General features: G+C 47.6%; 10 protein-coding genes. All 10 read right to left on the reverse strand.

Going from position 1 to position 12934, the window contains the following annotated elements:
- Positions 1-33 precede the first annotated feature (33 nt).
- Positions 34-1410 (reverse strand): hypothetical protein, encoded by a 1377-nt coding sequence (locus tag HUE98_RS16925; protein WP_241421759.1) that lies wholly within the window; start codon positions 1408-1410, stop codon positions 34-36.
- Positions 1411-1437: 27 nt separating this feature from the next.
- Positions 1438-2553 (reverse strand): glycosyltransferase, encoded by a 1116-nt coding sequence (locus HUE98_RS16930; RefSeq protein ID WP_241421760.1) that lies wholly within the window; start codon positions 2551-2553, stop codon positions 1438-1440.
- A 49-nt stretch (positions 2554-2602) separates the two neighbouring features.
- Positions 2603-3718: a DegT/DnrJ/EryC1/StrS family aminotransferase gene (locus tag HUE98_RS16935; RefSeq protein ID WP_241421761.1), complete on the reverse strand. Its 1116-nt coding sequence runs from the start codon at positions 3716-3718 to the stop codon at positions 2603-2605.
- A gap of 167 nt (positions 3719-3885) precedes the next feature.
- On the reverse strand, positions 3886-4947 hold the full coding sequence (locus HUE98_RS16940; RefSeq protein ID WP_241421762.1) for a Gfo/Idh/MocA family protein: 1062 nt from the start codon (positions 4945-4947) through the stop codon (positions 3886-3888).
- 23 nt (positions 4948-4970) lie between these two features.
- On the reverse strand, positions 4971-5720 hold the full coding sequence (locus HUE98_RS16945; RefSeq protein ID WP_241421763.1) for an N-acetyltransferase: 750 nt from the start codon (positions 5718-5720) through the stop codon (positions 4971-4973).
- 125 nt (positions 5721-5845) lie between these two features.
- A complete protein-coding gene (gene asnB / locus HUE98_RS16950) occupies positions 5846-7858 on the reverse strand; it encodes an asparagine synthase (glutamine-hydrolyzing) (protein ID WP_241421764.1) in 2013 nt (670 codons plus the stop codon).
- A gap of 75 nt (positions 7859-7933) precedes the next feature.
- On the reverse strand, positions 7934-9172 hold the full coding sequence (locus HUE98_RS16955) for a glycosyltransferase (RefSeq protein ID WP_241421765.1): 1239 nt from the start codon (positions 9170-9172) through the stop codon (positions 7934-7936).
- Positions 9169-10899, reverse strand: coding sequence for a phospho-sugar mutase (locus HUE98_RS16960; RefSeq protein ID WP_241421766.1), 1731 nt, complete (start codon positions 10897-10899; stop codon positions 9169-9171). The genes HUE98_RS16955 and HUE98_RS16960 overlap by 4 nt, the downstream gene beginning before the upstream one ends.
- Positions 10900-10926: 27 nt before the next feature.
- Positions 10927-11859 (reverse strand): GDP-L-fucose synthase family protein, encoded by a 933-nt coding sequence (locus tag HUE98_RS16965; RefSeq protein WP_241421767.1) that lies wholly within the window; start codon positions 11857-11859, stop codon positions 10927-10929.
- A complete protein-coding gene (gene gmd, locus HUE98_RS16970) occupies positions 11843-12931 on the reverse strand; it encodes a GDP-mannose 4,6-dehydratase (protein WP_241421768.1) in 1089 nt (362 codons plus the stop codon). Before gmd ends, HUE98_RS16965 begins: the two co-directional genes overlap by 17 nt.
- Between the last annotated feature and the right edge of the window lie 3 nt (positions 12932-12934).

Consider the following 12934-nt stretch of genomic DNA (forward strand, 5'->3'; position numbering starts at 1 on the left):
GGGAGTCATACCCTCCCGGTATAGTTTCTAGAGTCAACCAGCTGTAACGTTCCGGTTCAGCTGGGAATTGGCAGCTACTCCCACTATCAGCCAAAAAAATCCTCCGGTGATGGGGTCGTAAATATTTGAATAGCTGAACATATAGCCTGTAATCATCACCATGGCCACAAAAAGACCTTTGTAATATGGATTTAAAAAACTTAAATACAGTAATTTGTACAAGGCTAAAAGGATCATTACTATAAAAATTAGAATCATAAAAATACCCCCCACCAGGTAAACCTCCAAAAAACTATTGTGGGGTAAAATTGTGTTTTCAGGTCCCAAGAAATCCTGGGCAGCGCTGCCTGCCAGGCCAAAACTGCTGCCCATCAGAACATTCATTGCATAAAATTCACTATGTTCCCTGGCCAGCTCCATTCCTGCCATGGTAGTCCCAAAGACTCGATACAACAGGTCGTTTACAATATCGTTATCGGTGCCTCTCGAATCAGCAAAGGGAACAAAGGTAGTAAAGATGGCTTTCGTATAACTGACTAAACTTTCCCTTAACCCTGCGCTTTTCCCCACGACTAAAGAAGCCGCCAGCAGCATAATCAGGCCTAAAACCATGATTTTTTTTAAAAAGCTCCGGGTAAAAAGGGCTTTATATTCGAAAGCCAGCACAATCAAGGTTGCTAAGAGCAGCCCTCCCACAGCCGCTTTGGAGAGACTCAATAAAAAGAGAATCAGAACCGCAGCCATTAAAAATGCTTTCCTTATCCAGGAACGCACACTGAAAAGGGTATACCCATAAACGATAACAGAGGCCATGCCTCCCACATTGGGTTCCCCCAACAGGGTCTTATAACGGACCAGCCCGGCCCGCATGGCCAGGTAATCTTGAACTAACCATTCCAGTTCCCCTCCCAGCATCTGGTACACTCCGGAAGCTGCCCCAAGGGCAAACACCGACAGCCAGATCCCAATAAAAAATTTCACCTGTTTGAGATTGGTAAAAAGCACCGCAGCTAAAGGTGCCAGCATAGCCACGTTGACAAAGCGCATAAGGCCCTGTATGGCCAGCCCGCCGCCGTGAAGAAAATAAGTATGCGCCGCCACCACCAGGCAGTAAGAAAGGAACGCGAAAATAAATAACAGGTTATAGTTTAAGCGTACCCGGTAAAAAAGAATAATCTTCAAATATAAATAAAAATATAATACTTCCCGCAGCCTGAACACCCTGGGCATCCATTCAGTCAAAAGCTGAAACTGGTAGAGAAGCACCAGGGAAAGCAGTACACTGAAAAGAAACAGGTCCAAAAGGCGGCCCAGGGAAAGCCCTGTTCTGGCCTTTAGGATTCCTGCCACATCGGGAAAATGAATTTTCCTTTGCACCTGCTCCTGCCGCAGAGGCATGTTAATTGACATAACCATACTTGCTCCTTTACATTTGCATCAAAGTATATCTTCAATAATCTGCTTAATTTCCAGGCCTCTTTTATCCCAGGTGTTCTCTTCACTGATTTTAAATCGTTGTTCCCTTTTCTCAGGGGAATCCTCTTGAAAAGCGGTTCTCACCTGCTTTACAAAGGCCTCGGCAGAATCAGCCCGGTAAATTACACCTTCTGAAAACTGAATAAAGTGCGGCATATTGGAAATTACCACCGGCTTTCCCAGGGCTAAATACTTAAAAAATTTGTTGGGAGCGGTGATGGCAAGCACATCCTGAAAGGATATCTTATAGGGAATCACCAAAACATCCATAGTTTCTAATATTTCATTTAATGGCTCATCAAACATAGGCGGATGAATATGTAAGGAGTCCTGTTGTGTAAGCCTTTCCATCAAACCGGGATCTATTTCCTCCAGGGGGCCCACCAGGTGAACCTCCATGTCCGGCTGGGCTGCTGCCTCTAGAAGCCATTCAAACTCCAGGCGGTTACCGATATAGCCCATAAAACTCAACCTAATCTTTGAGCCCTTTGGCCTTACCGCAGAAATGCTCTTTAATTCTTTCAGGTCATGGCCTGGAAGGAACAGACGGGTCTGACCATTGCTCTTTTTTAGAGCCTCCACCAGAGGATAAGAAACCGCCAGGCATAAATCCGCCCGGGAGGCCGTTTTATGCTGCTGCCCCCAGACAATCCGCCGGGAAATGGAGTTGTTTACCATGGCGGGAAAATCGTCGTTGCAAAAATATATCTTCAAAACAAACTTATCAGAATTCATAATCTCCATAAAATCATAATTAAAGTTAAACAGGATCAGGGGATATTCTCCATAGCCCTGCAGCACCCGGTGAATTTCCTTCACCCATAATTTTTCCATAATGCGGTGAGCCGGAGGAAAATAGTGCTGCAGCTTTACCGGAAGGCTCATCTGCCCCCCCAGGGAACACCGAATTATATTTTTCTCCACTTCTTCTACCCGGGTAGGAGTTTTCGCCTCCCCATACACAGGAGTCTCTACAAAGAGCACCCGGTAGAACCGGGCCAGCTGCCGGGCCAGCTGATGCCTGATCCTGGGCAGTTCTGTCCAGCGGGTTCGGGTTACAAGAACTACAGTATACAATGGGCTAAAAACACTCTCCTTCCTGTCCGGTGAAGCTCTGCTTCAAGAATTACCCTACAAACTGCTTCACCATCTCAATGACTCTGTGGACTGAATCCTTCTCAATATAAGGATACATGGGCAGGGAGAGGATGCTGTCCGCAGCCTTTTCAGCCTCTTTAAATTTTTCGGGGTCTAGATCCAAATAGTTATAGGCCGGCTGCTTATGCAGTGGGACCGGATAATGAATTCCCGAGGCAATGTTGTTTTGACCCAGGAAATTTTTTAAACCTTCCCGATCCTCAGTCCGGATTACATACAGATGGTAAACATGCTTATAATCATTTGAGGGTACTGCCGGGGTAATTACATTCTTTACCTCTTTAAATCCTAGGTCATAAGCAGCGGCTGCTTCCCGACGCATTTCATTCCAGCGGGAAAGATGCTTTAGCTTCACCCGTAACACTGCGGCCTGCAGGTTGTCCAACCGGCTGTTGCATCCCTCTATCTCATGGGTAAACTTTTCTTTTCGTCCGTGATTGGCCAGCATTCTAATTCTTTCTTCTGCTTCAGCGTTATTGGTGGTTACAGCACCGCCGTCTCCGAAACAACCTAGATTTTTTGCCGGGAAAAAGCTAAAACATCCGGCATCTCCAAAGGAACCAATCTTTTTACCCTTATAGGTGGCTCCATGGGCCTGAGCACAATCCTCTATCACTTTCAAGTTATATTTTTCAGCGATTTCCAGGAGCCTGTCCATATCTACCGGCAGGCCGTAGAGGTGAACCGGTAATATTGCTTTCGTCTTTTCGGTAATAGCACTTTCTAATAAATTCAAATCCATATTATAGGTTGCGGGGTCAATATCCAACATTACCGGCTTTGCCCCCACCTGGGATATGGACTCGGTGGTGGCTATAAAGGTATTAGCCACGGTGATCACTTCATCCCCGGGGCCCACTCCCAATCCCTGTAGGGCGATGGTCAGGGCATCGGTGCCGTTCCCCACCCCCACGCAGTACTGACAGCCGCAAAAGTTGGCAAACTCTTTTTCAAATAAAGAAACTTCTTCCCCTTGAATAAACTGTGTGTTCATAATTACCTTCTGCATGGCTTCGTCGATTTCATCCTTTAAGGTAAGATACTGCACTTTCAAATCTACAAATGGCACTTTTTTATTATCCATAATTTTCCCTCCATATTAAATAGTTGGATAGTTGGATTAAATAGTTAGATAGTTGGATAGTTGGATAGTTGGATAGTTGGATGGTATCTTCTATCTTCTATCTTCTATCTTCTATCTTCTATCTTCTACCTTCTATCTTCTATCTTCTACCTTCTATCTTCTACCTTCTACCCAACTACCTCCTGTCCCAATCTGCATTTTTTAGGTTTAAACCTAAGGAAAATTTCCTTTCTGGTTTCTGCAGATTCATAAAGGGCATTGATCAGTTCCAGGGATTTGCGGCCGTCTAGGCCGTCCACCAGGCCTTTTACATTATCCTTTAGGCTGTGAATTACATCTTTAATATATTCCGTATGGTTCCAGGCTGGGACATTGGGGTTTTGGCGGTAGTTTTCCAGCTGGGCCTTATCTTCTTCAGTCATGCCTATAAATTCCCAGGTCTTAATTTCATTCATAAAGAACCCTCCCACTTCCACACTGCCCTTTTCTCCCAGGATGCTGATGGAGCCCTCCAGATCTTTAGGGCGGGTGGCCGTGGTTGCTTCAATAATACCTAAGGCTTTATTGGCAAAGCGGATTACGGCAATGCCGGTGTCCTCCGCTTCGATATCCGCCAGAAAGGTATCGGTCATGCACATGACGCTTTCTACGGGGCCCATGAGCCAGGAAAGCATATCAATATGATGGCTGGCCTGGTTGGTTAAAACTCCACCGTCCATGGCCCAGGTTCCCCTCCACTTGGACTGGTCGTAATAATGCTGAGGCCTGCACCACCTTACCCTCACGGTCCCCATGACCAGGCGGCCAAACTTACCCTGTTCAATAGTTTCTTTTAATTTGACGATGGGGGGGTTAAACCGGTTCTGCTGTACCACAAATAGTTTGATTCCATTCTCATCACAGGCTTTTATGGCTTCATCCGCTTCATCCAGCTTTAAGGCCAAGGGTTTTTCCACCATCAGATGCCGGCCGTAGGGCGCCAGTTCAATGATATTCTTACCGTGCAGGCCGCTGGGGGTCAGAATGCTTATTACGTCGATTTCCTGTTCTTTTATCATATCCCGATAATCGGTGTACCATTTTACCTCATGCTTCTCTCCAAAAGCTCTGGCCTTTTCGGGGTCAATATCACAGACTGCCACCAGCTTTGCTTCGGGAATTTTCTCCAGGGACAATGCATGTTTGGCGGCAATATTGCTGCAGCCCAGGAATGCAAAATTAAAAGTCATTGTGTGTTTCCTCCTCCATAGTTTTAATCCTCCAAAAGCTCTTCTTCGGGAACCTCTCTAACTATTTTACAGGGGCGGCCCATATACAGTTTTCCCCTTTGGGTATCCCTGGTTACCAGGGAACCGGCGGCAATAAAGGTTTCCGGGGCGATCACTACTCCCGGCAGTATTAGTGAATTGCCTCCGACCCGGGCTCCCCTTTGAATTACCGGGCCTTTCTTTTCCTTGAATCTTTTTTCTGTCCGTCCCATGTAATTATCGTTGGTGGTAACCACCTTGGGAGCAATGAAGACATCGTCCTCTATCACTGTATAGCCGGTGATATAAGCACCGGTCTGGATTTTTACCCGGTTTCCCAGCAGCACATCGTTTTCCAGCACCGCTCCTCTGCCGACGAGGGAATTTTCCCCCACCCGGCACCTTTCCCTGACCGAGGCACCGTCAGCCACAGTGGCGTTTTCGCCGATGGTAGTCCCGGCATTGATAACCACATACGCTCCGATAATGGCCTCCCTTTGAATCACCAGGGGAATAAAATCCCCTGCCCGGTTTTCTGTGCTGCTTTTACTTAAGACCGGGGGCCGGCCCAGGATGGTATGGTCTCCCACAGAGACATTTTCTTTAATCACGGTGCCCGGATAAATAATAACACTGTTTCCGATGGTCACATTATCTCCAATCACCACATCTTCATAAACAATGGTATAAAACCCAATGCTGCTGGTGTCAGAAACAACGGCATTCTTATGTATACCCTTTATATAATCTTTCAAAATATTCCTCCCTTTGACCGATCCCGATAAAAAAGACCGCTTCTGTGTGCTGCTTTCTATATAAAAAAAGTTTTAGTTCATCTTTTATTTCTTCAAGAAGGGTTTGTATTCCTTTCTACTCTCATTTAAGGCAGGCTGATGCAAAACTGCTTAAGCCAGCGGCCAAAACTGATAAACCGCCAGGTTAAGTAGCTAAAAGGTATTTTTCCCGCCAGCATCTGCTCCAGCTGATCTAGTGCCCGGGGGGTCAATATCCCACGGGAAACCTCAACTGCCTGCTTCAATTCAGAAATAAACCACTGGGGTGCCTGCTGCTTCATCCAAACCTCCGCCGGGGTTACAAAGGCCATCTTATCCTGCCGGAGACGGATCCTTTCCGGAAGGACCCCTTTCATAGACTGGCGGAGGACATACTTGGTGGTCCCTTGAAAAATTTTATATTCATCGGGAAGACTCAACACAAATTCCACCAGACGGTAATCCAGAAAAGGAACCCGGGATTCTACAGAATGAGCCATGGAGTCCCGGTCCTCCCAGTGCAGAAGCATGGGAAGGCTGGTGGCGGTCAGCTGGGCGTAGGAAAGCTGACCTACAGAATGAGCCTTGTTCCCTGATTTAAAAAAGGTGTCCTCAGGCGCTGCCCCCAGCTTATTCATGTCCAGCCAATCAGGGGAAGTAGGGTCCCCCCTGCCCTTCAACCGCTGCACAGTGCGCCGGAGTCCCTCCGGAAACAGCAGGCTGGCGGTCTGCTTCAAGTAATGCCGGGGACTGCTCCGGTGAATATCTGAGGCTGCCCGTAATTCCTGCCATAAGGAAAGCCACTTAAACCGAAGTAAAAGGCCGGCCATGCGGGGGGGAAAGAACTCATGATATCCTGCCAGCTGTTCGTCGGCTCCCTGGCCATCCAACATCACCTTCACCTGGTTTTTTGAGGTCAGCTTAAAGACACACCACTGGGCAAAGATGCTGGTGGAACCTAAAGGCTCATCTTGATGCCAGGTTAAAGCATCTAAATCTTCAAAAAGGTCTTCCAGGGTAGGATAGGTATAATATGCTTCCACCCCGGTTTGTTTTACCACTTCTTTTATGTAATCTCCTTCATCAAATTTCTTCACCCGGGAACCGGCAGAAAAGGTCTTCTGCAGTGAGTTAACTCCCTGCTGCCGCAGCAGTTCATTGGCAATACAGACTATGGCAGAAGAATCCAGGCCGCCGGATAGGCAGGACCCCACAGCTACATCTGCCCGTAACCGGAGCCGGATGGAATCCCGCAGCAGTTCCTGAAACTCCTCTGCAGCTTCCTTAAGATTTCCTGAAAAAGCGGCAGGGTTTAACCGGTACCAGGAATATATCGGCAGGGGACTGCCAAGCTTTGAAAATTCAGCCTCTACCGCTTCTCCCCCCCGCAGCTGAAAAACCTCTCCAAAAAGAGTTTCTCGGGTATGGTCCATCAGGGACCAGTTTAAATAATCATAAACCCGCTGTCCGTTCAGGGAAGGATCCCATCCCGGCAGCACGGTAAACTGCTTAATTTCTGAAGCGAAAGCCAAAAACCCTTTAGGAGAAAACCAGTAGTAAAGGGGCTTAATCCCAAACCGGTCCCGGGCTGCAAATACTTTACCTTTGGTAAGGTCCACCAGCACGAAGGAGAACATGCCGTTAAAGCGGGACAGGCATTCCTTCCCCCACTGGTTGTAGGCAGCTAAAATCACTTCCGTATCACTGGTGGAGCAGAACCGATGCCCCAAACCCTCCAATTCCCTTCGCAATTCTATATGGTTGTACACTTCTCCGTTATAGGTAATCCAGTATCGGCCCTCCCCATAACACATTGGCTGGTGGCCCGAGGGGGTAAGGTCAACTATGGACAGCCGCCGGTGTCCCAGGGAGGCAAAGGCACCTGTAGGGGCCTCTCCGGGGAAATGTTTTTGCGGAGCGTATTGATAGGGGGCGCTGTAAACCGGCGGGGGCGTTTCCGCACCGCCAAAGCACCAGGCCTGGAGGGGTTCATTTTGACCCAGAAACACAAATCCCTCACCATCGGGCCCCCGGTGGCGAATTATGTCTGTCATTTCTATAATATTCCCGATAACCGGGGCCTGTCCCCCTGTTTGAAAAATTGCTGATATACCACACATATTTGCTCCCCCATACCCTGTTCTTGTTTGTAATTATGAGACCGGATAAGCTTCTTTAAATATAGTTTAAATTTATTAATAATTACATTTTATTACTTTCACTTTATTATAAACTTTTTCTAAGGAATTCACCACTGCCTCCCGGGAAAATCTCTCCATGAAATCCCTCCGAATCATTTGGGAGTCATAATTGCCGGCCCCTTCATACATCTGCTTAAGAGCGGAAGACAGCTGGGTTACATTCTTTACCTCCACCAACATACCGTTTTGTTGGTTAACCATAGATTCGGGGCCGCCGCAGCGGGTGGCAATCACCGGTTTACCGCAGGCCATAGCTTCGGCATATACTACCCCAAAGGTTTCGTAATGACTGGGCAGCACAAAGGCATCACACTGCTGAAATTCCCTTCGCACTTCCTCCCGGGAGGGGCTGTCCAGCCACTTAATATAAGAAGAAATTCCTAAACTTTGAGCCCTGTGCCGGGCAGAATGTTTTTCCGGCCCTTCCCCCAGCAGTCTAAACTGCACCACTTGAGTATCCGGGGAACCTTTTCCTACCATAATAGAGATGGCCTCCAGAAGTTCATAAATTCCCTTTTCCGGGACCATGGCACAAACAGTTAAAAATCTAAAAGGGGTTTCCCCTTTATCAGGAAAGGTTTTTGGTGGTTTAAACAGTGTCTCGTTGACCAGGTTTGGCACCACCACCGGATCCGGCAGCCTGAACTGTTTCATTTTCTCTGCCAGGAAAGGGCTTACGGCAATAGAAGCATGGGCCTTTTTAAGAGGTTCCCGAACCTCTGGGATTAAGCCCCCCCGGGAATCCAGATAAACCGGAAAAGGAAAGGGGCCCATATGCTCCGTAACCACGTAAGGAATTTGGGTTTGATGGCTGAGTTCCATGGCAATTTTCCCTGCAGGATAACTGACGTGGGCGTGAATTAGATGCACCTCTTTCCACAATTCTTGAGTCAGCTGCAGATTTTGCAGATTGGCGGCGATGACGCCAGGCCAGTTCCCCCGGGCAATCCGCGGCGTCCAGCGGAAAACAGGCTTTCTCAGTTCCATCACATTGGGGGAAATTTCACATACAGGATTTTTAGAATCCTGTAAATACTCTTTTATGATTCTATAATTGTGCCGAGGGCTTCTAAAAGAAAGGCTTTGGGCGCTCTGCCCTCCCAGGCTGACTGCAACCCTCCAGTGGGGACGCAGTTCCCCAATGGCCAGCACCTGCTCCCGGATAAAAACACCGGAAACCCGGTTATGAGCATCAGGGTACCAGGAAGGAATAACAAATATATTCAGGTTCATACTCCCCCTTCTGTCTTTTCAGCTGCCCCCTGCAGTTTCCAAACAGCCATTTCACTGCTTAAGGAGTTAATAATATCCTCCACCTCCGCCTGGCTATCTCCCCGGGCGGAAAGGTAAATTTTCAGCTTGGGTTCGGTGCCTGATGGCCGCAGGCAGAGCCAGGACCCGTTGTCAAAGACAACTTTAATTGAGTTTTCTTCAGGCAGGCCGGTATCCGGGCGGCTGTAGTCAAGCCTGTGGCAGACCTTAAAGCCGGCTATAGTTTCGGGAATCTCTTCCCGCCATCCTTCCATAATTCTCTTAATATAGTTCAAGCCTTCACTACCTGGAGCATCAACAGTCATAAGCTTTTCTTTAAAATAACCGTACTTCCGGTAAATTTCCTGCAGGGCCTCCATAAGAGACAGGCCTCTTTCTCGATGGTAGGCGGCCAATTGACAGATAAGAAGAACTCCCATGACACCGTCTTTATCCCTGACAAAAGGAGCCGCCAGGTAGCCGCCGCTTTCTTCATAGCCGAAAACGAAGTGCTCCCCACCGATATTATCCCTTAATTCAATCTGTTCTCCGATATATTTAAAGCCGGTTAAAGTTTCAGTCATGGAAACTCCATACCTGGCCGCAATTTCTTTTCCTAAGTCACTGGTAACCACAGTTTTTACCACAAAGCTCAAAGGTGGCAGAGCATTATTCTGCTTAAGAGTATGTAAAACATAATCCAGCAGTAAAGCCCCCAGCTCATTTCCATTTAGAAGCCTGTAACTTGAGTTAGGGCCTTTGATCATCACCCCTACCCGGTCACAGTCAGGGTCGGTGGCTAAAATCAAGTCCGCCTCCAGCTCCCGGGCTTTGACCAGTGCCAGTTCAAAAGCTCTTTCGTCTTCGGGGTTAGGGGTGGCTACTGTGGAAAATTGAGAGTCCGGTGACTGCTGCTCCTTTACAAAATAAGTGTTCTTAAATCCAAAGCGTTCTAATATTTCCTTAACTAATGGCCCTCCGGTACCATGAAGGGGGGTGTAAACTATTTTCAGGGAGGACGAGTCCTCCATTTTATTTAGAGAAAATATTTGGTGCTGTCCATAGCAGTCTAAATATGCCTTATCTAATTCTTCTCCCACCATTTTAATCAATCCCTGCTGCTGCAGCTCTTTAAAGGGGGGAAGGGGGATAAATTTATAGGGCACTTTGTCAATGTGCCGGGAAATCTCCTGGGCGGTGGAGGGAACCAGCTGTCCACCATCTTCTCCGTAGATTTTATAGCCGTTATAGGCCGGAGGGTTATGACTGGCGGTAATTACAATTCCCCCCTGGGCCTTAAGATAGCGAACCGAGAAGGAGAGCAGCGGTGTGGGACGGCAGTCTTCAAAGAGATAAACGGTTATCCCGGCAGAGGCCAGCACTCTGGCTGCCTCCCGGGAAAATTCCGGGGATAAAGCCCGGGTATCACAGGCGATCACCACTCCCTTTTTCCCTGAATTGGGCTGGGAGAGAAGATAGTTGGCCAACCCTTCAGTTGTACGGCCTACCACAATAGAATTCATCCGGTTGGTGCCGGCCCCCATGATCCCCCGGATTCCTCCGGTACCAAAGGATATGCAGCTGCCGAAGCATTCCTGGATTTCCCGTTGATTATTTTTAAGCTCCTGAAGATCTTTATATAGAGGGTGATCTTGGGGTACCTGGCTGAGCCATTGTTCATACTGTTCCACAGCATTTTTTAGACACATAATTATTTCTCCATTATTTTAAATTTATTACTTCCCGTATTTTTCAACATACCATTTATATGTGCTCTTAATCCCGTCATATAAACTATAGACGGGGTTCCATCCCATCTGGTTTATCCGGCTGACGTCTAAAAGCTTCCGGGCCATGCCGTCGGGTTTGGTGTCATCAAAAATAATTTCCCCATCATATTCAACAATTTCCTTAATCATGTGGGCCAGCTCAAGAATAGAAATATCCGAACCTACCCCCACGTTGACTATTTCGTTTTCGTCGTAATCACTCATTAAGAAAGTACAGGCCTGAGCCAGATCTTCTACGTGCAAGAATTCCCGGCGGGGGATACCGGTCCCCCATACGGTTACCGAGAGTTCCCCATTGACCTTAGCCTCATGGAATTTCCGTATTAAGGCCGGCAGAACATGGGAAGTTTCCAGGTCAAAGTTATCCCCAGGCCCATAAAGGTTGGTGGGCATAACAGAAATAAAATTGGTGCTGTACTGCCGGTTATAGGACTGACACATGATAATTCCCGCTATTTTAGCAACGGCATAAGGCTCATTGGTGGGCTCTAAAGGGCCGCTCAGCAGGTATTCCTCTTTCATGGGCTGCGGAGCGAATTTGGGATATATACAGGAACTCCCTAAAAAAAGAAGCTTTTTCACTCCATTTACATAGGACTGGTGAATCACATTTATCTGAACGGAAAGATTGTCATATATAAATTCTGCAGGAAAAGTGCTGTTGGCCATAATCCCCCCCACCCGGGCTGCCGCCATAAAAACATATTCCGGCTGTTCAGCTTTGAAAAAATCCTCCACCGCCTGCTGGTTTTTTAAGTCCAGCTCTTTGGAGGTTCGGGTGACCAAGTTGTTGAATCCCTCTCCTTTAAGCCTGCGTAAAATGTTTGACCCCACCAGGCCGGTATGGCCCGCCACATAAATTTTACTCGTTGGCTGCATAGTAAGGATAACCCTCCTTGATACAGAACACCTCATGCTCTGCCTCTTTAATATCTGAAGCCACCATCATTTTCACCAATTTTGCTAAACTTACTTCCGTCTTCCAACCCAATTTTTCTTTAGCCTTGGAGGGATCACCCAAGAGCAGCTCAACTTCTGTGGGTCGGAAATATTTAGGGCTCACTTCCACTAAAACCTTTCCAGTTTCATTGTCTATGCCTTTTTCATTAACTCCTTCACCTTCCCAACGAAGAATAGTCCCGGCTTCCTGGAAAGCAAGCTGACAAAATTCTCTCACGGTATGAGTTTCACCGGAGGCAATAACGTAATCGTCGGGCTGGTCCTGCTGCAGCATCAGCCACATGGCCTTTACATAGTCCCCGGCAAAACCCCAGTCCCTTTGGGCATTCATGTTGCCCAGGTAGAGCTTTTTCTGCAGCCCCATCTTAATACGGGCCGCCGCCCGGGTTATTTTCCGGGTTACAAAGGTCTCTCCCCGGATGGGGGATTCGTGGTTGAACAAAATGCCGTTGCTGGCGTGGATACCGTAAGCCTCCCGGTAGTTCACCACAATCCAGTAGCTGTAAAGCTTAGCCACGGCATACGGACTGCGGGGATAAAAGGGAGTAGTCTCCTTTTGGGGTATTTCCTGGACCTTGCCGTAGAGCTCAGATGTGGAGGCCTGGTAAAATCGTACTTTGTCCTCCAGTTTTAAAATTCGTAGAGCTTCTAGTATCCGCAGGGTCCCCAGGGCATCGGCATTGGCAGTGTATTCCGGGGTCTCAAAGGACACCTGAACATGACTTTGAGCAGCCAGATTGTATATTTCATCGGGACGGGTCTCTTGAATGATACGGATAATATTGGTAGCATCGGTCAGGTCCCCATAGTGCATGTAGAAGTTGGTTTTTTCCTCTTGAGGGTCTTTATAGAGATGGTCTACCCTCTGGGTGTTAAACAGAGAGGAACGTCTCTTAATCCCATGGACGATATACCCTTTGTCTAAGAGCAGTTCCGCCAGGTACGCACCGTCCTGGCCGGTAACACCGGTAATTAATGCAATTTTAGCCATAAT

Origin of the sequence: Candidatus Contubernalis alkalaceticus (genome assembly GCF_022558445.1) — a bacterium.
GTDB classification, from domain to species: Bacteria; Bacillota; Dethiobacteria; order SKNC01; family SKNC01; genus Contubernalis; species Contubernalis alkaliaceticus.